Raw genomic sequence first — 21,173 nt, 5'->3', positions numbered from 1 at the left:
AACCTCGTATGTTGAATGAATTTTGTTGTTGGTTCAGGCGGCGTTGGTGACGCCGTCCCGTTCGTTCCAGCCGTCGATCAGCCGGTTCATGTCGGCCGCGGGAATGGGTCGGCCGAAGTGGTAGCCCTGGACCTGCTCGCAGCCCTCCTGCAGGAGGAAGGCGGCCTGCTCGGCGGTTTCCACCCCTTCGGCCGTCGTGATCATGTTGAGGCTCTGGCCGAGCCCGATCACGGAGCGCACGATGGCGTTCGACTTCTCGACCGTCAGGTCGGAGATGAAGGACTTGTCGATCTTGATCTTGTCGAAGGGGAAGGAATTGAGGTAGCCGAGCGAGGAATAGCCGGTGCCGAAATCGTCCATCACGATGTGGACCCCCAGCTCCTTCAGCCCGTTGAGGATCTCGCGCGCCGCCTCGGCGTCGTGCAGGAGGACGCTTTCGGTGATCTCGAGCTCCAGCCGTTGCGGCTCGAGGCCGGTATCGACGAGGACCTGACGCACGGTATCCACGAGCTCGCGGTGCTTGAACTGCACCGGCGACAGGTTCACCGCCACGCGCAGGTCCGACCATTCGCGTGCCTGCTCGCAGGCCGTTCGCAGCACCCATTCGCCGATCGGGATGATCAGCCCCGTGTCCTCGGCCAGCGGAATGAAGGCGTTGGGCGGCACGAGCCCGTGCTCGGGGTGGCGCCAGCGCACCAGCGCCTCGACGCCGGCGATGCGCTCGCCGTCGAGCTCGATCAGCGGCTGGTAGTGCAGCTCGAGCTGGTCGCGCGAAAGCGCCTGGCGCAGGTCGTATTCCAGCGCCTTGCGGGCCTGGAGTTCCAGATCCATGCGGGGCTCGAACAGGCGCATCGTGCCGCGACCCGCCTGCTTGGCGCGGTAGAGCGCGATGTCGGCGTTCTTCAGAAGCGTCGTCGGCGTGTCGTCCTCGTTGCCGGCCACCGCGATGCCGACGCTGACGCCGACATGCAGCTCGTTGCCTTCCACGAAATACGGGGCGTTGAGGCTTTCGATGATGCGCCGGCTGAGAACGCTCGCGTCCAGCGGCTGGTGCACGCCGTTCTGGACGATGGCGAACTCGTCGCCGCCGAGGCGCGCCACCGTGTCGGAGGGAAGGATGCAGCTGCGCAGGCGCTCGCTGACCTCCTGGAGAAGGATATCGCCGGCCGAATGGCCGAGCGTGTCGTTCACTTCCTTGAAGTGGTCGAGATCGAGACAGAGGACGGCGAGCCGGCTCTTCTCCTCCTTGTTGCTCTGGAGGGCCGCATCCAGGCGCTCATGGAAGAGCGTGCGGTTGGGAAGGCCCGTGAGCGCGTCGTGAAGGGCGAGATGGGTGGCACGAGCCTGCGCCTCGACCTCGCGTGTGATGTCGGTCGCCGTGCCGCGATAGCCGCAGAAGGCGCCCTCGGCGTCGAACATCGGCCGGGCCGCCAGACGGCAAACACGCATGGTGCCGGCCGCGTCGTGATAGCGGCAGCGCAGGTCGCGGAAGGGCGTCGCCGAATGGAGCGCATCGGCGCGCGTCTGCCATCCCGCCTCGGCGCGCTCGATCACGAAGAACTGCTCCAGCGTGCGCCCGAGCGCGCTCGCGTCCGACAGGCCGGTGACGTCGGTGAAGCGCGAGGAGAAGTAGACGAGCCGCATCCCCCCGTCGCATTCCCAGATCCAGTCCGAGGACGCCTCGGCGACGTCGCGGAAGCGCGCCTCGCTTTCCTTCAGGGTCTGGGCATAGGCCTCGATGGTGCGAGAGGAGACTTCGAGGTCGGTGGTGGAGCGGCGCACCTGGCGCAGCACCAGAAAGGAAAACACGCCGAAGATGATCAGCGACCCGGCCATCGGCGGAAGCAGGAAGCGCAGGAGACTGTAGCCCGGCGTTTCCGGCGTCCAGGTCACTTGGCCGAGCTCTCGCCCGTCGGGATCGCGCATCGCGACCGCCGCACCGAGGCTTTGGTCTCCCGACGCGATGGTGCGCAGGTCCTTGAGGAGATATTCGCTGCCGATACGCGACAGGAACGGCGCGTCGAGCTTCTTGACGAAGGAAAGGACGGAGCGGTCCTTGGGAAGCGTGTCCGAGCGGTCCATCGAGGGCTGCACGATCGCGGTGGCCGCCACCAGAAGCACGCCCTGGCTGGACTGAAGAAGCCCGACCACCGGCTCGGGCTCGGCCGCGCCACGCTCGATCAACTCGCGCATGCCGTCGGGAATCAGCGCGAAGGCATCCGCCTCCTCCTGCGGCTCGCCCTCGATGACCGCATAGACGGTTCGGCGCTCGGGCGAGAGGACGAAGGCCATCTCGTAGCCGAGGCCGGAGAAGATATTGGCGCCGACGTTTCCATCGGTCGCGGCCCATACCGTGTCGAGATGCTCGTGGAGGTTGGCGTAGGCATCCTCCCAGACGGCGTAGTCCTTGAGATTGCGAGCGATCTCGCGCTTCTTCACCCGAAGCGCCGTTTCGGCGAGCTGGGTGGACGATTCGATCGAGAGCTGGTTCTGCCGCGAGGCGCTGACCAGGGCGAAGGCCAGCATTAGGAGAACCGTGGCGACGATCATGCCCGACATCGGCACGACCACACGGCGACTGAAGCCGGCGCTGGAAAACTGGGTCGTGACTTCGCGCATGTTGGGGCCGGCCTCCCGATTCGAACCAGCCTTGGTAACAAGCGCCTGCGTTAAATTGTCTTACGCAGCGGTAGCCTCTCCAAAAGACAGATAACAAGCCGTGAAGTCTTCGCCGACAAGCCGAGGGCAGGCGTCACGCCACGAGAACCACGACGAGCGGCAAGGCGCAGACGAGCATGGCGACGGTGATGCCGAGGGAGGGGGATGCGTTTCGGTTTTTCATCGGGAGGATCCTCTTTCCGGTGGGGAAAGCCTGGATCCACATCCCTAACGAAAGGTTAACCCCCGAGCCCGATGCGATCGTTCGCCCGCTTCACCGGCCTGCGGCTCGCCTCTCGGCGCCTTCCTCTTGCTCGAGCGCGGCCAGTGCCATGATGCGCTCTTCGGACGCCTCGTCGAAGCCGATCTCCCCGGCCAGGCGCCCGGCGCGCATCACCAGGATGCGGTCGGAGATCGTCATGATCTCGGGCAGGTCGCTGGAGATGACGAGAACCGCGAGCCCGCCGCGCGCCAGATCGCGCAGGAGCGTGTAGATCTCGGCCTTGGTGCCGACGTCGACGCCGCGCGTCGGCTCGTCCACGACGAGGACGCGCGGGTTCGCCGCCAGCCATTTGGCCAGCACCACCTTCTGCTGGTTGCCGCCGCTGAGGAGCCCGACGGGCTGCTCGGTGCCGGGCGTGCGGATGCGAAAGCGCGAGACATAGCGCTCCACCAGCCCCGCCTCCTCGCCGGCCCGCACGAAGCCGGCGCGCGAGATGCGCCCGAGCCCGAGAGCGGCAAGCGACAGGTTGGCTCCAACGCCCATGCCGAGCACCAGCCCCTGCCCCTTGCGGTCCTCGGGAACGAGGCCGAGCCCCAGCGCCATCGCATCCTGCGGCCGGGCGATGGAAACCGGGCTCCCGTCCAGGAGGATGCGGCCCGTCTTCGGCGGCGGGGCGCCGAAGAGGCCGAGCGCGAGTTCGGAGCGCCCCGCCCCGATCAGCCCGGCGAGCCCCACGATCTCGCCCCGGCGCAGCTCGAAGGACACGTCCCGGTATCGCTCGCCGTCGCCCAAACCCTCGACGGACAGAACCACGGGCCGCTCGCCCTCGTCCGGACGGATGCGCCCGACATCGGCGAGATCGCGCCCGACCATCAGGCGCACGACCTCCTCGGGCGTCGTGTCGGACAGGCGCATCGTGCGCACGTGGCGCCCGTCGCGAAGCACGGTGACGGCGTCGCAGTTGCCGAAGACCTCTCGCATCCGGTGGGAAATGTAGAGGATCGTCACGCCCCGCTCGCGAAGGTCGTGGACCACGCGGAACAGGGCGAGCGAATCCGCCTCCGAAAGGCTGGAGGTCGGCTCGTCGAGAATGAGGAGGCGCGGCTCGTGCACCAGGGCCTTGGCGATCTCGACGAGCTGCTGCTGGGCGATGGTGAGATCGCCGAGCCGGGTGCCAGGGTCGAGATCGACGCCGAGCCGGGCGAGCGCCGTCCGCGCTTGTGTCAGGAGCGCCGTGCGGTCCACGAGGACGCCGGCGATCCTCGGCTCCAGCCCGAGGAAGATGTTTTCCGCGATCGACAGGTTGGGCGCGAGCATCAGCTCCTGGAACACGATCGCGATGCCCTGCGCCGCCGCGTCCTTCGTGCCGGACAGGGACAGTTCGCGCCCGTCGAGATGAAGGCGCCCGGCGGTCGGCGCGAAGGCGCCCGCGATCACCTGCATCAGCGTCGACTTGCCCGCCCCGTTCTCGCCCATGATGGCATGGACGCTGCCGCGCTCGACCTCGAACGTCACGTCCCGAAGCGCCTGGACGCCCGGAAAGCTCTTGGAAACGTCTTCGACGCGCAGCAATGCGGGCACGGCGGCTCGGGTCCTTTGGAACGTCGGGGGCGATCCGGCGGCTGCCGCGAAGCATCCGCCGGAGGATGCGCTACTGGGCGGCGGCCATGAACTTGTCGACGTTGGTCTTGTCGACGATGTCGACGCCCGTATCGGTGACGGGCGGCACGGTCTCGCCTTTGCTCAGCTTGTCGAGCTGCTCCACCGAGCCAGTTCCCATCGCGTAGGGGCGCTGGCCGACGAGCGTCGTCGCATAGCCGTCCTTCAGGAGTTTGACCTGCGTCGGCAGCGTGTCAAACGAGACGATCACGAACTTGCCGGCCTTCAGGTCCTCGACCTTGTTCTTGACGGCGCGCGCGTAGGCCTGGGGCGCGAACATCGGCCAGCCGCCGACGAAGAAGATGCCGTCGAGATCGGAGTTCTTGGCCAGAACGTCCTGGATGATCTGCACGGCGGCGCTGGAATCGTCGTTGCAGGAGAAGGGCGAGCCCGCGACCTCGGTGAACGAGCCGTCGAGCTTCGACTTGAAGCCCTTGATGCGGTCGTTGAGATTGGCCGCCGAAAGCCCGCCGGTGAGGACGGCGTATTTGCCGCCCTTCGGCAGCGCCTTGGCGAAGGCTTCGCCAGCCGATTCGCCGCCGGCTTCGTTGTTGGTGCCGATGAAGGCGGTGCGCTTGGATTTGGGCGCGTCCGAATCGAAGGTGACGACGGGAATGCCCTTGTCCTGCGCGGCCGCGATCACGCTGGCGATCGATTCGGCGTTGTTGGGCGCGATCGAGATGCCGGCGACCTTGCGGGTGATGAGGTCGCGCACGATGCGCGCCTGCTCGGCGTCGTCGAGCTGAGCCGGGCCGGTGAAGAGGCAGGTGGCGCCGATCTTCTTGGCGGCCTCCTCGCAGCCCTTCTCGGCATCGGCGTAGAAGGGAACGCCGAGCGCCTTGGGCACCAGGGCGAAGACCTTTTCCTGCGCCCCGGCGGAACCGGCAGCGGCCAATGCGGCGAGGGCGATGGTGGCAAACAGCATGCGCTTCACTTGTGTCTTCTCCCTTTTTGTCGGCGCGCGTTCCGCCTCCTCAGCGGCTCCCCCACACGCCTTTCCGCAATTGATCGATGAACACGGCAAGCACGATCACCGAGCCGACGAAGACGCCCTGCCAGTAGGCGTCGGTTCCCAGAAGCACGAGGCCGTTGCGCAGGACCTCCAGGATCACGGCGCCGACGAAGACGCCGATCACCGTTCCCTCGCCGCCCGTCAGGTTGGTGCCCCCGATCACGGCCGCCGCGATCACGCTCAGCTCCTTGCCGAGCCCCTGGTTGGAAATGGCCGAGGACAGGTAGCTGACCTCGATGATGCCCGCGATGCCGGCCAGAACCGAGGACACGACATAGACGCTGATCTTCAGCCGATCGACGGGCAGGCCGGTGAGGCGCGCGGCGCGCTCGTTGCCGCCGACGGCATAAAGCTGCCGGCCGTAGACGCTGCGCGACAGGGCGATGCCGATGACGATCGACAGCACCACGAAGACGAGAAACGGGTTGGGCAGGCCGAACGTGTCGCCGCCGCCGAGCGCGAAGAACGGGTCGTCGTAGGACGGGCGAAACTCGTCGATCGCCTTGCCACGCGTGACCACGAGCGCCAGCGCGCGCGCGATGCTCATGGTGGCGAGCGTCGGCACGAAGGGGGGCATGCGCAGCTTGGTGACGCAAAGCCCGTTGAACAGGCCGAAGGCCGCCGCGATCAGGAGCGCCAGAAGGCAGGCCGGCACGACGCCGAGCCCGGCCGCCATGAAGGCGGCCGCCGACACCGCCGACAGCCCCCAGACGCTACCGACCGACAGGTCGATGCCGCCGGTGATCATCACCATCGCCTGGCCGAGCACCACGATGCCGACGAAGGACACGTTGCGCGCGACGTTGAGAAGGTTGTCGGTGCTGGCGAAGTCGGGCTGGAACAGCGTGAGGCCGACGATCATGATCGCCAACGCCCCGACGATGCCCGTTTCGCGCGAGCGCAGAAGGCGCCGGGCCAGGCTCGGACGCGCCTTCAGCCGTTCCTGCGCGGAAGCGCCGGTCGCGCTCATGCGCACGCACCGGGCCCGGCGGCGGCAAGCCGTCGCGAAAGCGCAAGGACGGATCGGAAGGCAAAGCTCACGCACGACATCATGCAGACTTCCCCTCCCAAGGACGCTCCACTTGATGAACGGGAGCTTATCGCCTCCGCCGGGTAACGCAACCGTCATCGGCGGAGTCTTTCTCGGCCCGCCGCGCCGGACGAGGCGCCGCTCCCAAGCGGTTCCGCGCGGGGCGGACGATCGGCCTAGATGTCCTGGTTCTGGGGCAGGACCACGAGGTCGCGGATCGTCACGTGCGGGGGGCGCGTCAGCATGAAGAGGATCGCCTCGGCGATGTCCTCAGAGCGCAGGCCCTCCCGCGCCTCGACCTTGGCTTCGATCGCGGCGGGGTCGTCGTAGCCCCAGAGCTCGTTGAGGACGATGCCCGGCGCGACAGCCCCGACCCGCACCCGGTCCTTCGACACCTGTCGGCGAAGCCCGTGCACGAAGGACTGGATCGCGTGTTTGGAGGCGGAATAGATCGGCTCCCAGTGGATCGCCTGATGGCCGGAGATCGAGGAGGTGACGACGATGTCGCCGCCCTGGCGCTCGATCATGCCCGGCAGAACCGCGCGAACCAGGCGGAACACGCTGGAGACGTTGACCGCGATCATCTCCTCCCAGCGCTCGGGGTTCCCCTCCGCCACGTCGCCGGGAATGTAGAGGCCGGCATTGGGCAGGAGGATGTCGATGCGCCCGAAGCGCGCAAGCGCCTCGGCCACCGCGCGATCGACCTCGCCCGGCACGGCGAGATCGGCCGCGATCGCGAGCGCCTCTCCCTCGATCTCGCCCGCCGTCCGGCCGAGCCGCTCGGCCGAGCGCCCCACGAGAACCACGCTCGCTCCTTCCCCCGCCAGAAGCTGCGCCGTCGCCCGGCCGATCCCCGAGCTCGCCCCCGTCACCAGCGCGACGCGCCCCTGCAAACGTTCGTCCATGCCGTCCTCCCAGACCTTGCCGACGGCACGAGGCTAACCGGACGCCGGGCCGGGGAACAAGCCCGCCTCGTGCGTCCGCCAGGGAGCCATCTCGGCCCCGTCCGCGTTGACCGGACGGACAAGGCGGCGGACATCCGCTCGCCGAAAACGGAGAACGACATGCAAATTCCCAAGGGTGCGACGGTTGCGGTGATGGACGGCCAGAAGCTCAGCCTGTTCCAGAACGGGGGCGACGAGGCCTCGCCGAAGCTGTCCGCGCTGCCCGTCGGCCCGATCGACACCGACAACAAGAGTGGGGGCAAGGGACACGCCAGCAGCGCGGCCAATCCCGACGACGACACGCAGGACGAGGACGGGTTCGTCGCGGGCGTCGTCGATGTCCTCAACCAGCAGGCCATCGGCGGCAAGATTTCCAAGATCGTGGTCATCGCGGCGCCCCGGGCGCTCGGCGAGATGCGCAAGCACTACCACGTCAAGCTGAAGGACGCGCTCGTCGGCGAAATCTCGAAGGACCTCACCGGCCAGACCAGCGCCGACATCGAAAAGGCGATCGCCGCGGCCTGACACCGCCCTGAGGAGGGGAGACCGCCGACGAGGCGGCCTCCCTCTTGCCCTTTCCTTCGAGCAGCGGTTGGGCTGCAGGCGGGAATGGGCTAGCCTCGATCGATGACGACGAATCCGACGACGACGGCGCTTCCCCTCCTCTGCGGGATAGGGAAGCGCTGGGCTAAACCCGCTGAAGGTGCCGGCTTCCCCGTTTGCCCGATGGCGCCGAGCGACCAATGAAAGGGCGCCGTGAACGAAACATCAGGCTGCTGAAGCGAAGCGCCTGTCTGGCCGGGTTCGGCCTTCTTCTCGGGCTTGCCGGGTTCGGCGCCTGGTCGATCCACGAGAAGCTGACCGACCCAAGGCGCCTCGCGAGAGCGGCCGTCGACGACGGCTCGGCGATGCGCACACTGGAGGGATCTTTGGCGAGCGAGCGCCTGTGCGCCACGGTTCTCGACGGTCCCGAACCCTTCGCCATGTACGGCACGTCGGAATCGCTGCCAAGCGTCAGGGCGCTCGCGGCGTCGGGTCTGATCGAGCCGCTCCCGCCGGGTGAAGCGCCCACCGAGCGGCCCTACCCGTTCTATCGCATGAGCGAGGCGGCCGGCCCTTTCATGCAGACCGAGCCGTTCGGCGACCGGCGCCTCGTCAAGCTCTGCTACGGGCGCCCCGCGCCCGGCTGGGTCTATCTGGAAGGCGACGGAACGCTCGATCCCGCCCCCATCCTGCGCTTCACCTACACGGTGGCCGACCGTCCCGCCTGGGCCGACCGGGCCGATATCCGCGCAGCCTTTCCGTTTCTGAACGACATCACGGCCGGTCCCGTCCACGCCTCGGCACGGATCCGCTTCGACGGCGCCGCGCCCGACCTCAGCCATCTGGAGATCGTGCCCGAACTCGACGCTCCCGCCGCGATTCGCGGCTTCGGCTTCTGCCCGCCGGAAGGGTATCCCCGACCGGACGGCTGCAGGACGGACTGAAGGCGCTATCGCGCCTTGGCACCGTCTCCCTCCAGCCGAGGCAGAAACCAGGCGAGCAGCCCCGCGAGCGGCAGGAACGAGCAGAAGCGATACACCGCCTCGATCCCGTAACCGTCGGCGAGCCCGCCGAGAAGCGCGGCCGCAGTGCCACCCAAGCCGAAGTTCAGTCCGTAGAACAGGCCGCCGATCAGCCCGATCCGGTTCGGCAGGAGTTCCATCGCGTAGATCAGGATGGAAGCGAAGGCACTCGCCATCACGAGGTTGATGGCGACCGTCAGGATGCCCGTCCAGAAGAGGTCGGCATAGGGCAGGAGAAGCGTCAGCGGCAGGGGGCCGAGCACCGAGATCCAGATCACCCGGTAGCGCCCGATCCGGTCGCCGACGATGCCCCCGATCAGCGCGCCGGCGGCCGAGGACAGGAGAAACACGAACAGCATCATCTGCGAAGCGGGGATCGTCAGCCCGAAGCGCTCGATCAGATAGAAGGTGTAGAACGAACGGAAGCTCTCGATATAGGCGTTCTTGGAGAACATCAGGAGCGTCAGCACCACGAGCCCGACGGCGACGGTGGCGGGCGCATAGGCCGGCTGGCCGCTTGCGTGCTGGGCGGTGGCGGCGCGAATGGCGGCGAAATGCTGGGCGATCTCGCGCTGCTGGCGCCCGATCCAGGTGAGCAGCACCATCGCCAGAAGCGCGCCCGCCGCGAACCAGGCAAGACTCGGCTGGCCGAGCGGCACGATCACGAGCGCGGCGAACACCGGACCCAGCGCGCCGCCCGCCTGCCCCCCGACCTGGAAGATGCCCTGCGCCAGACCCTGCCGGCCGCCGGCCGCATAGCGTGCCATGCGCGTGGCTTCCGGGTGGAAGATCGAGGAGCCGATGCCGATCAGCGTCACCGCGACGAGGATGAACTCGTAGCTCCTCGCGAAGGCGAGCGCCAGAAGGCCGGACAGGGTGAACACCATGCCGGCCACCGGCGAATAAGGGGCCGGGCGATTGTCGGTATAGGCGCCGACCAGCGGCTGGAGCAGCGATCCCGCGATCTGGAAGGTCAGGGTGATGAGGCCGATCTGGCGGAAGTCGAGGCCGTAGCTTCGCTGGATGATCGGGTAGATCGCCGGGATGAGCGACTGGAGAAGATCGTTCAGGAGATGGGCGAGACCGAGCGTGCCGAGCACCGCCATGTAGGTGCGCGGCTTCAAGCTTGCTGGTGCGGCGGCGGCAATGTTCATCGAGGCCCTCCCTACTCGGACGCGGCAGCCCTCGCGACGTAAGGGCCCCCGTGCCCCTTATGCGCCTCGGCCTCACGAAGCGCCACATGGAACCTTCACCCGACTCGCGAACCCGCCATGCCGCAATGGTTGCACATTGATAAGGAATGGTGAGGATGTCGTTTGCCGGCCAATCACACAACCGGTGATCACTCGACGGCAGGCAGAACCCTTGAGCCATGCCCCGTCCCGCCCATGTTGAGCGCAACGCGTGCGTGCGCTTCGCACCCGCTGCGGAAGAGGGTGCCCAAGGAGGATCGGAATGATCGGAGCCAGCCTCAAGAAACTGTTCGGGATCGGTAGTCCGGCGGAGGATCCTTCACCGGTCGGGGGACTGACGGCGGCCGATGAGAAGGCGATCGCCGCCGATCTTTCGGTTCTGAACCGAATCGAGCCCGATCTCGGCGAGGCGGCGGCGCGCTATGTCCTGACTGGCGAGGACGCGACGTTTCTCCTGCGTCTAGGCAACCTTCTGCAGTCCGGCCATCCCCGCTACTGGGAAACGTATCAGGTGCTGGAGCCCCACGGCGCCCATACGGACAACCCCAAGGACTACGAACGTCACGCCAAGGCGCGCGAACGCGTGGTTCTGGATCTGGAAGGCTTCGACCCCGGCGTCCTGCGCCGCTACGGCGAGCTCTTCGCCCTTCAGGCGATGTCGAGCAGCTATCGCTGGAACTATCCCGGCACCGACGCTTCGCCGACCTGGGCGAGATCCCTCGTTCATATCGTGGCGGGAAAGCTCCAGAACCACCAGAACCGGGACCGGAAGGGCTTCGGCTTCCTGACCGCGCCGCGCATCCTCGCCATGCTGGAGGACGGTGAGGCCAGCGCATTCCCTGCCCTGATCGACTGCGGATTCTCCGGCGGCGAGACCTCGTCCTACGACCGCCACACGCCCAGCTATCTCGCGATGCCGGGTTTTACGGAAGCGCTCGCGGCGGCCCCAAGCGAGGCGGTCGCGGCGATCGCCGCCCTCGGCTCCACGGGTCGGCAGGTGATGATCCAGTTCCTGGCGCGCGAAGGGCTGATCGACGCCGAGCCGCGCTTCTTCGATTTCGTCTTCGCCAGCGCCGGCAACAGCGCGCGCACCGCGCGCGAGGCGGCGATCGCGGCGCTCGCCACCTCCGACGAGACGCGCATCCGCGACAAGGCGGCCGAGGCCCTCGGGTCCAAGCAGTCGGCGGATCGGCTGGCCGCCGTCAACGTGCTCCTCGCCCGCCTCGGGTCGGACGCCCTGCCCCTTCTCGAAGCGCACGAGGCAGGCGGCGAAAAGGCCAAGGCGGTGCTCCAGGCCATCGCCACGGCGCGAGCGAGCGCGGCCGTCGGCGGCGAAGGGCCGGAGGGTCAGGCCGATGGGCCGGACGGATATGTCGCCTTCGACGGAAGCTTCGTTTCCGCCCCGACCACCGCATCCGAAGCGGAGCCTCCCCTGCCGGCCGATCTGGAAGGGGCGCTGCGCGCCGTGCTGGAAGCGACCAACGCGGCGGCGCAGGACGACTACGCCCGCACCCCGGTCGGCAAGGAATGGAACCAGCGCAAGGCCAAACCCTTCCGGCCGCCCGTCGATCCGGCCGCCGCGCGCCATGTGGTCGCCGCGATGAAGGGGGCGCCCCTGTCGGACGACGAGGCGGGCGCGGCTCGCATCGTGATCGATCCTCGGCTGGAATATTGGAGCAGCAAGGCGCGCGATACCCATTCCAAGCAGCTGGCGGCCCTGCTTTCGCGCAGCGACGTCTCGATCGAGGCACTCGCCAATCTCGTCTTCGCGATCCGGCAGGAGCGCGCGGCGGCCGATGTCCTGCGCACGGCGCTCGGCTCCGAAGGCCACGCCTATTCGCCAGCCGGCTTCGAGCTGCAGAAGCGCTACGGCGCCGGCGCGGACCTGCGGATCTTCGAGGCAGCGGCGCAACGGAGCGGCTACGCCATGTCCGCCCTGTTCCGGGAAACCAAGGGGCGCTGGTTCAACCTGCCCGAACGCCCGCGCGTGCCTACCAACGAAACCGTCTGGCCCGTCCTGATGGCGGAGCCGGCCATGCTGGACGAGGCGTTCGGCGGACCGACCGGACGCCTGCGCGACCAGGGCGCCGATTTCGGCCTTCTGGCGCTCAGCTTCTTCCCCAAGCTGCCGCGCCGCTACTTCCCCGTCGTGGTGGACCGTGCGGCGCAAGGCCAGAAGCGCGGGCGCGACTATGCCCGCTGGCTCCTGCGCGACGTCGCGGAACTGACGCCTGTCATCACCCCGATGCTGGAAGCGGGCGCGGAGGCGACACGCATCGCCGGTGCGCGGTGGCTGGCCGAGCGCCGGGACGACGCCGCCGTTCCCGCCCTTCGCAAGGCGCTGGAAAAGGAGAAGGGGGTCGGTGCCACGGCCGCCATCATCTCGGCGCTGGCCCTGTGCGGCGACGACGTGTCCGACCAGTTCTCCGAGGACAAGCTTCTTGCCGACGCGCGCAAGGGTCTCGCCAAGACCAAGGCGGACTTTTCCGCCCTGTTCGACGCCGAAGCCTTGCCCGCGCTTCATTGGGCGGACGGGCGCGAGGTACCGGCGGAGGTCGTGCGCTGGTGGTTCGTGCGCGCCCACAAGCTGAAGAACGCCGGCGGCGACCCGCTCCTCCACATGGCGCTGGAGCGCCTCGACCGGGGTGACGCCGAGCGGCTGGGGCTCCAGATCCTCAACGCCTTCGTCGCCTTCGACACCGCCCGCCCTTCCAGCGAGGAGGCCAACGCCTATGCCGCCGAGAACGCCAAGCGCACGGCCGAATATCGCCAGCGCTGGCAGAAGGATTTCACCGAAGACCTCGCCTTCGCCGAGCTTCGGCGCGAAAAGCTCGCCGTCTACCTCAACAGCGCGCTCGACCATCGCGGGCTCCTGGCGCTCGCCGCCTACGCGCCGGCGGCGGATGCGGCGGCGATCGTCAAGCGCTACCTGCGCGACCACGGCAAGCGGGCCAACCAATGCCGGGCGCTGGTGGACATGCTAATGGCCAAGCCCGAGCCCGCCTCGCTCCAGCTGGTGCTGGCCGCCTCGCAGCGCCACAAGCAGCCGGGCCTTCGCAAATATGCCGGCGAGGTCACCGCGCGCTTCGCCGAGGAGCGCGGCTGGAGCCCGGCGGAACTCGCCGACCGCACCATTCCCGCTGTCGGCCTCGACGAGACCGGCACGCTGGAACTCCCCGTCGGCGAGCGCACGTTCCGCGCCCGGCTGGAAACGGTGAAGGCCAAGAAGACCGGCGCACCCGAACTGCGCCTCGCCCTTCAGAACCCGGACGGCAAGCCGGTCGCATCGCTTCCCTCGCCGAGCGACCCGGACGAGGCGGCTGAGGCAAAGGAAGCGAAAGGCGCCTTGTCGGCCGCCAAGAAGGAACTCAAGCAGACCGTGGAGCTCCAAACTGGACGGCTCTATGAGGCGATGTGCGCCGGGCGGATCTGGCCGGTGGCGGACTTCCAGTCGTTTCTCTTGGCTCATCCGGTGATGAACCATCTCCTGCGCCGTCTGGTTTTGACCGGGCACGATGCGCAAGGAAACGTCGTGCAGAGCCTGCGCGCCCTCGACGACGGCACCTTCACCGATGCCGAGGACGAGCGCGTGGAGATCGACGGTTTCGCCGGCATCGGCATCGCGCATCGTGCGAGCCTCGGCGACGAGGCGTCCGCCGCCTGGACGCAGCATCTCGAAGATTACGAAGTGTCGCCGCTCTTCGAGCAGTTCCAGCGCCCCGCGCCCGGCGAGACGAAAGCGGAAGCACGCGTCATCGACGACCGACGCGGCCACATGATCGACAACCTCACCCTCCGCTCGGCGGCCGAGAATCTCGGCTATATCCGCGGCTCGGTCGAGGACGGCGCCGGCTTCTACGCGTACGAGAAGAGCTTTCCCGACTCCGGGCTTGTCGCCGTGATAGAGTTCAGCGGCTCCTATGTCGGCGAGAACGACCGGGTGCCGAAATACCTGACGACGCTCGCCTTCGAGCCGTCCGGACCGGAGCGCGTCTCGCGCTGGGGCGGGGGAAGCGGCGTCGCTTTGAGCGACGTGCCGCCGGTCCTCGTGTCCGAAGCCTGGAACGACTACCGCGAGATCGCGGCTAAGGGGACGGGCTTCGACCCCGAGCACGAAAAGAAGGGCGGCTGGTGAGCAACGTGGAGGAAACGGCCGTTCTGCGCCCGGCGACGGAAGTGCGCTTTGCCGGCGAACTGCAGCGCCTGTCCGAGGCCGACAAGAACCTGAAGCCGCCCGGCTGGCGCCTATCGGCGCGCGCCGTGCGAAGCTTCGTCCTCGGCGACGAGGCGCTCGGCGTGTCGCGAAAGTTCTACGGCGACGACGCGCTGGTGGAACGCGCGATCGTCAGCCTGATGGGCGAACAGGGGCTGATGCTGGTCGGCGAGCCGGGAACGGCGAAGTCGATGCTGTCCGAGCTTCTGGCCGCCGCCGTGTCGGGCTCGACGCGGCTCGTTGTGCAGGGCTCGGCCGGCACCACGGAGGACCACCTGCGCTACGGCTGGAACTACGCGCTCCTGATCGCACAAGGGCCGAGCCGGCAGGCGCTCGTCCCCTCGCCCGTTCTCCAGGCGATGCAGGAAGGCACGATCGTGCGCATCGAGGAGCTGACGCGCTGCGCGCCCGAGATCCAGGACGGGCTGATCTCCATCCTGTCGGAAAAGACGATCGCCATTCCCGAACTCGGGGACGAGGCCGTGGTGCGCGCCGCGCCCGGCTTCAACGTCATCGGCACCGCCAACCTGCGCGACCGGGGCGTCAACGAGATGTCGAGCGCGCTCAAGCGCCGCTTCAACTTCGAGACCGTGCATCCGATCGGCGACCCGGCCTTCGAACGTGAGCTGATCGAGCGCCGTCTGGCCGACCGCATGACCGGGGCAGGCACTGAGGCCAAACTGCCGCCGGCCGCACTCGACATCCTCGTCTCCTGCTTCCAGGAGTTGCGCGAAGGGCGCACGCGCGAGGGCGTCGCGATCCCCAAGCCCGCCGCCGTGATGTCCACCGCCGAGGCCGTCAACGTCGCGCATGCCGCGGCGCTGGAAGCGGTCTATCTGCAGGGCGGCGAGGTGACGGGCGGCCATCTGGCGCGCCAGATCGGCGGCGTCGTCCTGAAGGACGATCCGGCCGACGGCGCCAAGTTCAAGTCCTATGTCGATCACGTCGCCAAGGACCGGGCGCGCTCGTCGGGCGACTGGCGTTCCTTCTACGAGGCGGCGCGCGCGCTCAGGCTCGGCTGATGGCGGGTTCGACGGAGGCCGCCTTCGCATCCGAAGGCTTCAGCGCTTGGGGAGAACGGCTCCTTGCGGGCGAGCGGGGCTGCCTGTTCTTTCCCATCCGCCACCATTCGCCGGCCTGCGCCCATCATCTCGCTCAGGCTCTCGCGGAGACGCGCCCGCGCGCTCTGGTGATCGAGATGCCGGCCGACTTCGGGCCGATCCTGCCTCTTCTCGCCCATCCCGAGACACGCAACCCGGTGTCCGTCGTCTCCATAACCGAGGCCAGGGGCGAGCGCGTCCCCGTCGCCCACTGGCCGTTTTCGGACAGTGCACCGGAATGGACCGCGCTGCGCTGGGCGAACGCCGCCGGCATCCCTATCCTCCTCGCCGACCTGCCGAGCGGCACCCGGCTGGCGCTGGAGGAGGAACGGGCAAACCAGGCAAGACCCGACGAGCCCCCCGCCCCGCTCCTCCTGACGGGCGAGGAGGCGCTGGCCGGCGGGCGCTACGCCGACGCCCTCGTCAAGCGCCTTTGCGCGCGCGACTTCAACGAGGCCTGGGACCGTCTGTTCGAAAGCCGCATCGCGGACCGGGACTGGCGCCTGTTCTTTCGCGACATCGGCGTCCATTGCTTCCTGACGCGCCTCTTGACGCCGGAGGCCGAGATCGCCGACGACGACACGCGCCCACGCGAGACGTTCATGCGCGCGGCGGTGGCCCAGGCATTGGAAACCCCCGGCGACGGCCCGATCGCCGTCGTCACCGGCGGCTTCCATACGCCGGTGCTGCTCGATCCGCCCGATGTGGCTGAGATCGCGATCCCGAAGCCGGCGCCCGCCACGCCCTATCTCGTGCGCTACACCCACGAGGCGCTGAACCGGATCAACGGCTACGGGGCGGGCATGCCGAGCCCGCGCTGGTACGAGCGGCTCGCCGCGGCGGCCGGTGCCGGCGCCGCCGATCCCGGCGAGGCGGCGGCGGGCGATCTCGTCCTGTCGCTCGCCAAGCGCCTTCGCGCCGAGCGCCCCGGCTTCGCGCCGCCGCTTCCCGCCCTCGTCGAAACGCTGGCGCATGCGCGGGGCCTCGCTTCGCTTCGCGGCCTTCCCGGCCCCGGCCGCTGCGAGGTGGTGGACGCCGCCCGCTCCTGTCTCGTCAAGGACGAGGACCCGCGCTACGGCTCGCCCTTGATGGAGATGCTCGGCCTCGAGCTCGGCGGCGAGGGGATCGGCGAGGTGCCCCGCGCGGCCGGAAGCCCACCGCTGGTGGAGGCCCTGCGTGCCAGAGCTCGCGCCCTCCGGTTCAACGTCGAGGACGGCACCGAGCGCGCTCGTGCGCTCGACCTCCACCGCAAGCCCCGACATCTGGCCGCCAGCCGCTTCCTTCATGCGATGGTGCTTCTCGGCACCCCCTTCGCGCAGTGCCGGCAGGGGCCGGACTGGAGCGGGGGCGTGTCCACCGACATCATCACGGAGCAATGGACCTATCGCTGGACGCCGGCGGTGGAAACGCGGCTCGTCGCCCTTTGCACGGACGGCGACACGATCGAGCGGGTCGCGGTCGCCGTTCTCCGGCGCGAAATCGCCCGTTTGAGCGAAAGGGCGGAGGAGCGGAACGCCGCCGCCGCCGTGCGCCTTCTCGTCACCGCGGCGCAGGCCGGGATGGCGGGCGCCTGCGGCCCACTTGTGCGCGCCATCGGCGAGGCGATCGGAGCCGACCCCGACTTCGGCCGCACGGTTTCGACGCTCGCCGCCCTCGACAACCTGTGCCGAGGCCGGCGCATCCTCGGCCTCGCGGACACCGACGACCCCGGCCGCCTGCGCCGTCTTGCCTACGCCCGCGCGATCGACCTCCTGCCGAACCTTCGCGATGCGGGCGAGGAGGACGTGCCGGCACTCGTTTCGGCGCTCGCCGCCCTCAACGACGTCGCGGAAGGGGCAGGCAGCGGCGAGAGCGACCTTCCCGCCCTCGCCCTCGACCTTCTGGACGAGGGGATCGCAGATCTAAGCGATGCGGCGCTGGAGCCGCGCGTCGCGGGCGCCGTCGCCGCGCTGTCCTATCTCGCCGGGCGGCTGACGGCAGAGGAGCTTGGCACCGCAATCGCCGGCGCGCTGCGCTTCGGGGGCGAGCCCAAGGGACGGACCGAGCCGCTGGTCGGGGTCCTGGCCGTCCAGCCGGCGCTCCTGCGCCGCGTACCGGCCTTGTTGGCTGCCGTGGACGAAGCGATGGCCGCCTTGTCGGCGGAGGACTTTCTCCAGCTTCTGCCCGGCCTGCGCTACGCCTTTTCCAGCCTCGCGCCCGGCGAAACCGACGATCTCGCCGCCGAGATCGCGCGCGGCCACGCAAGCGCGCTCGATCTCGCGCCGCGCCTCCCCGACCACCTTTCCGAAACCGAGCTTCTCGAGGGCGCGCGGCTCGACGCGGAGCTCGTCGCGCTTTGGCGAGAGGATGGGCTCGGCGCCTGGCTGGAGCCGCAAGCCGGAGCGCACACCGCATGAGCCAGGACACGCCCGACGAGGCCTTGCGCCGCTGGCGCCTCGTTCTCGGCCGCTTCGCCGACCGCTCGATGGGCGCGTGCTGTTCGGGCGCCGATCTTCGGCGCGACCGTGCGCTGGAGCGGATCTACGGCGAGGGCTATCGGCGGCGCGGCATTCGGCTGGATGGCGGGCGCAAGTCCCCGCGCGGCAGCAACGAGCCGCCTCGGATGACCATGCCCGAATGGTTCGGCGAAATGCGCGAGCTGTTTCCGCAAGGCGTGCTCGACATCGTCAAGACCGATGCGCTCGCCCGCTTCGGGATGACCGAGATCCTGGACGACGCCAAGGCGCTGGCCGAACTCGAGCCTGACCCCGCGATCCTCGCCTCGCTCCTTGCCCATCGCGGCCGCTCCGACCCGGCGGTGGAGGCCAAGATCCGGCAGGTGGCCAAGCGGGTCGTCGAGGAGCTGACGCGCCGCCTCCGCCTCCAGACCAGCCGCGCCCTGTCCGGTGCGCGCCGGCGCGGGGCGACGACGGGCCTCAAGGGCTCGGCGCGCGATCTCGCCTTTCGCGAAACGATCCGGCGCAACCTCCGGAACTGGGACGCGGAACGCCAAGCGCTCGTCGTCGAGCACCTGCGCTTCCACGCCGCCATGCGCCGTCACCTGCCCTGGCGCATCGTCCTGTGCATCGACCAGTCCGGCTCCATGGCGACCTCGCTGATCTATAGCGCCGTCATGGCCGCGATCCTCAGCCAGCTTCCGGCCGTCGACGTCAAGCTCGTCCTCTTCGACACCGCGATCGTCGACCTGTCGGACCGGGTGGGAGACCCGGTGGATGTTCTGATGTCGGTGCAGCTCGGCGGGGGCACGGATATCGGCCGGGCGCTCAGCTATTGCGAGGCGCGCCATGTGGCCACACCGGAGCGCACGCTTCTCGTCCTCGTTTCGGACTTCTGCGAGGGCGCCTCCCTCGGCGCGCTTCTCGCCACGACGCGGCGCCTCGCGGGCGCGCGGGTCAAGCTTCTGGGGCTCGCTGCGATCGACGAGGAGGCCAAGCCCTCCTACGACCGGGACACGGCCGAACGGCTCGTCGAGGCCGGCATGGAGATCGCCGCCCTGACGCCCGAACACTTCGCGCAGTGGGTCGCGGGGCACATGCGATGAGCGGGGCAGCACGCTTTTCCGCCGCCTCCATCACCGACGAGGTGTTGGAAGCGGCGGCCAACCGAGGCCTCGTGCGCCGGGCGAGGCGGGACGCCGAAGCCGGGCTCGTCGACGAACCCGCTTGGGAGGAAGGCACCGCCATTCTCGCCGTGGACGGGGAAACCGTGCGCCTTGCCCCCGGCCCCTTGTCGGGTGCCACCTGCACCTGTCCCGCCACCGGCGCCTGCCGGCATATCCTCACCGCCGTGATCGCGCTGCGCGAAGCGCCGCCGGGCAAGGCGGTGGAAACGACGGCGCCGGACGCCGCCCCCGCCCCGGACGCCATGGCGGAGATCCACGCCTGGAGCGAGACGGCGCTCGCCAAGGCCTTCGGCCGCGCCGCCCTGGTGCGCGCCGAAGCGCTCCTCGCCGGCCTCGGCCCCGGCGAGGTCGCGATCACGCCGACGCCGGGACTCGTCACGGTGCGCATCGCCGGCCAGCCGGACGTGCTCCTGCCCGCCGGCGCGGGGCCGGGCGGGCTCGTGTCCAAGGCGGAGGCGCGCGAACGCGCGGCGCTCCATGCCGCCGCCGTCCTGGCGATCCGGCGGCCCGAAATGATCGGAGCGGGAGCCAGGGATCGCGAACCCGAGCCCGACGCCCCCTCCCCCGTGGCGGACGCGGTGGCCGCCGCCCTGCGCGAGGCGGCGCGCTCGGGGCTTTCCGCCGCGCCTGCCGCGCTGGAGGAGCGGATCGGCGATCTCGCCCTGTCGTCGCGCATCGAGACCATGCCGCGCCTTGCCGCCGAACTCCGAGCGATCGCCGCCGCGCTTCGCCGGCACCGGGAACGGCTGGAAACGGAGGAGCCGGGCGTGACGCTGCGGCGCATCGCGGGTGCCTATGCCCTGACGCAAGCGCTGCGCGAGGGAGGCGATCGAGGACTCGGCGGCACCACGCGCGAGGTGGGGGAGCCGCTCCCGCCGACGCGCTTTCTCGGATGCGGCCTCGAACTCTGGCGCGGGACCACCGGCGGGCGCGGCGCGACGGCCCATCTCCTGCGCCTCGATGACGGCGCGCCCTTCGCGCTGACGCTGGCGAGGGCAGCGGGGGCCGATCCCGGCTTCTCGCCGCTGGAGGCAGCACAATTCGAACCGGTGCTCGGAGCAACGCTCGCCGAGCTGTCGGCCGGTGCCTTCCGGCTCGTGGAAGGGGCCGCCCGCCCCGGCGGTCGCCTGTCCAGCGCAGCGGGACGAGCGACGCGCGAACCCGGCTCGTGGAGCGGGATCGTGGAAGCCTCCGGCGCGGTTTCGAGCGATTGGAGCGAGCTGCGCGAGACCCTGCGCCAATCCGCGCGGCCGAGCCTTCGCGCCCGCCCCGGCGCCCGGCTCGTGCTTCTGCGCCCGGTAGAGGTCGAGCGCCCTGCCTTCGACACCCTGGCGCAGTGCGTGCGCTGGCCGGTCGGGGATGCGGCGGGGCTCTGGCTGTCGCTGGAGCTCCCCGCCGACGACCGGCTGGAAGCGCGGATCGAGGCGCTGGAAGCTGCCCGCCGCGCCCGGCCCGTGCCCATCCTCTGCGTTCTCGTCCGGGCGCGCGAAGGCGCGATCGTGCTGGAGCCCATCGCGATCGCAGGCGAAACGCTGCGCTCGCTGGATCTGCCGACCCACCGGGAGGGCAAGGCCCCGGCGCGCTCCTTCTTCGGCGACTGGGCGCGGCGCTTCGACGCCTTGCGCGACGGGATGGCGGAGCGAAACGCACGCCGCTTAGAGCCCGTCGCCGCCGCATCACCTCTCTACCGACAGACGGGGGCGGCCGCCGACGAACTTCTGGCGCTGGCCGAACTCGGCGGGCGGATGGAGGACCCCGAGCGCCTTGCGCGCATCGAGCGCTTCGCGGGAGAGATGCGGCTTGCCGGCTTCGAAACGCCGGCCCGTCTTCTCGGCGCCCTAGCCTCGGCGTCGCGCGATGCGCGCGCCCATCATCTCCTCGTCGCCGTTCATGCGCTGGATGCGCTTCAGCGCTTGGAGCCCGCGCTGCCCTTCGTCGCGCCCCGCGATTGAGA

General features: G+C 69.5%; 13 protein-coding genes. 7 read left to right on the top strand and 6 right to left on the bottom strand.

What is annotated here, in order from left to right; genetic code table 11:
• Positions 1-33 precede the first annotated feature (33 nt).
• The 5 genes from H7A85_RS01800 to H7A85_RS01780 all read right to left on the bottom strand — a co-directional run bounded on the left by H7A85_RS01800 (position 34) and on the right by H7A85_RS01780 (position 7,487).
• Positions 34-2,619 carry an EAL domain-containing protein gene (locus tag H7A85_RS01800; RefSeq protein WP_182084167.1) on the bottom strand — a complete coding sequence of 862 codons (2,586 nt, stop codon included), beginning with the start codon at positions 2,617-2,619 and terminating at the stop codon, positions 34-36.
• 313 nt (positions 2,620-2,932) lie between these two features.
• Complete coding sequence (locus tag H7A85_RS01795) at positions 2,933-4,462, bottom strand: sugar ABC transporter ATP-binding protein (protein ID WP_182084166.1); 1,530 nt, start codon at positions 4,460-4,462, stop codon at positions 2,933-2,935.
• A 70-nt stretch (positions 4,463-4,532) separates the two neighbouring features.
• Positions 4,533-5,465, bottom strand: a complete 933-nt coding sequence (locus tag H7A85_RS01790; RefSeq protein WP_182084165.1) for a sugar-binding protein — start codon at positions 5,463-5,465, stop codon at positions 4,533-4,535.
• Positions 5,466-5,514: 49 nt separating this feature from the next.
• On the bottom strand, positions 5,515-6,522 hold the full coding sequence (locus H7A85_RS01785) for an ABC transporter permease (protein ID WP_182084164.1): 1,008 nt from the start codon (positions 6,520-6,522) through the stop codon (positions 5,515-5,517).
• Positions 6,523-6,758: 236 nt separating this feature from the next.
• Positions 6,759-7,487 (bottom strand): SDR family oxidoreductase, encoded by a 729-nt coding sequence (locus H7A85_RS01780; protein WP_182084163.1) that lies wholly within the window; start codon positions 7,485-7,487, stop codon positions 6,759-6,761.
• Between the two features lie 159 nt (positions 7,488-7,646).
• On the opposite strand from H7A85_RS01780, the gene H7A85_RS01775 reads away from it, so the two are divergent.
• Both H7A85_RS01775 and H7A85_RS01770 read left to right on the top strand, forming a co-directional pair.
• Positions 7,647-8,051, top strand: a complete 405-nt coding sequence (locus H7A85_RS01775) for a host attachment protein (RefSeq protein WP_182084162.1) — start codon at positions 7,647-7,649, stop codon at positions 8,049-8,051.
• Between the two features lie 218 nt (positions 8,052-8,269).
• Positions 8,270-9,013 (top strand): hypothetical protein, encoded by a 744-nt coding sequence (locus H7A85_RS01770; RefSeq protein WP_182084161.1) that lies wholly within the window; start codon positions 8,270-8,272, stop codon positions 9,011-9,013.
• 5 nt (positions 9,014-9,018) lie between these two features.
• Here the strand turns inward: H7A85_RS01770 and H7A85_RS01765 are convergent, their stop codons facing one another.
• Complete coding sequence (locus H7A85_RS01765; RefSeq protein ID WP_182084160.1) at positions 9,019-10,245, bottom strand: MFS transporter; 1,227 nt, start codon at positions 10,243-10,245, stop codon at positions 9,019-9,021.
• 301 nt (positions 10,246-10,546) lie between these two features.
• Between H7A85_RS01765 and H7A85_RS01760 the strand changes: the two genes are divergently transcribed.
• The 5 genes from H7A85_RS01760 to H7A85_RS01740 are packed head-to-tail and all read left to right on the top strand — an operon-like array spanning position 10,547 to position 21,171.
• Positions 10,547-14,419 carry a DUF4132 domain-containing protein gene (locus H7A85_RS01760; protein WP_182084159.1) on the top strand — a complete coding sequence of 1,291 codons (3,873 nt, stop codon included), beginning with the start codon at positions 10,547-10,549 and terminating at the stop codon, positions 14,417-14,419.
• On the top strand, positions 14,416-15,519 hold the full coding sequence (locus H7A85_RS01755) for an AAA family ATPase (protein WP_182084158.1): 1,104 nt from the start codon (positions 14,416-14,418) through the stop codon (positions 15,517-15,519). Before H7A85_RS01760 ends, H7A85_RS01755 begins: the two co-directional genes overlap by 4 nt.
• Complete coding sequence (locus H7A85_RS01750; RefSeq protein ID WP_182084157.1) at positions 15,519-17,993, top strand: DUF5682 family protein; 2,475 nt, start codon at positions 15,519-15,521, stop codon at positions 17,991-17,993. The genes H7A85_RS01755 and H7A85_RS01750 overlap by 1 nt, the downstream gene beginning before the upstream one ends.
• Positions 17,990-19,138: a VWA domain-containing protein gene (locus H7A85_RS01745; protein ID WP_182084156.1), complete on the top strand. Its 1,149-nt coding sequence runs from the start codon at positions 17,990-17,992 to the stop codon at positions 19,136-19,138. Before H7A85_RS01750 ends, H7A85_RS01745 begins: the two co-directional genes overlap by 4 nt.
• Positions 19,135-21,171 (top strand): hypothetical protein, encoded by a 2,037-nt coding sequence (locus H7A85_RS01740; RefSeq protein ID WP_182084155.1) that lies wholly within the window; start codon positions 19,135-19,137, stop codon positions 21,169-21,171. Before H7A85_RS01745 ends, H7A85_RS01740 begins: the two co-directional genes overlap by 4 nt.
• Positions 21,172-21,173: the final 2 nt, after the last annotated feature.

This window comes from Aureimonas sp. ME7 (genome assembly GCF_903970965.1).
Classification (GTDB): domain Bacteria; phylum Pseudomonadota; class Alphaproteobacteria; order Rhizobiales; family Rhizobiaceae; genus Aureimonas.
Note: the sequence above shows the minus strand (reverse complement) of the source record. Positions and strands in the feature narration are given on the sequence as shown.

Bases quoted from the DNA above. Each gene is read 5' to 3' on its own strand.
- H7A85_RS01785 (WP_182084164.1), bottom strand. From the start codon at position 6,522: ATGAGCGCGACCGGCGCTTCCGCGCAGGAACGGCTGAAGGCGCGTCCG.
- H7A85_RS01760 (WP_182084159.1), top strand. From the start codon at position 10,547: ATGATCGGAGCCAGCCTCAAGAAACTGTTCGGGATCGGTAGTCCGGCG.
- H7A85_RS01780 (WP_182084163.1), bottom strand. From the start codon at position 7,487: ATGGACGAACGTTTGCAGGGGCGCGTCGCGCTGGTGACGGGGGCGAGC.
- H7A85_RS01765 (WP_182084160.1), bottom strand. From the start codon at position 10,245: ATGAACATTGCCGCCGCCGCACCAGCAAGCTTGAAGCCGCGCACCTAC.
- H7A85_RS01775 (WP_182084162.1), top strand. From the start codon at position 7,647: ATGCAAATTCCCAAGGGTGCGACGGTTGCGGTGATGGACGGCCAGAAG.
- H7A85_RS01800 (WP_182084167.1), bottom strand. From the start codon at position 2,619: ATGCGCGAAGTCACGACCCAGTTTTCCAGCGCCGGCTTCAGTCGCCGT.
- H7A85_RS01750 (WP_182084157.1), top strand. From the start codon at position 15,519: ATGGCGGGTTCGACGGAGGCCGCCTTCGCATCCGAAGGCTTCAGCGCT.
- H7A85_RS01740 (WP_182084155.1), top strand. From the start codon at position 19,135: ATGAGCGGGGCAGCACGCTTTTCCGCCGCCTCCATCACCGACGAGGTG.
- H7A85_RS01745 (WP_182084156.1), top strand. From the start codon at position 17,990: ATGAGCCAGGACACGCCCGACGAGGCCTTGCGCCGCTGGCGCCTCGTT.
- H7A85_RS01770 (WP_182084161.1), top strand. From the start codon at position 8,270: ATGAAAGGGCGCCGTGAACGAAACATCAGGCTGCTGAAGCGAAGCGCC.
- H7A85_RS01790 (WP_182084165.1), bottom strand. From the start codon at position 5,465: ATGCTGTTTGCCACCATCGCCCTCGCCGCATTGGCCGCTGCCGGTTCC.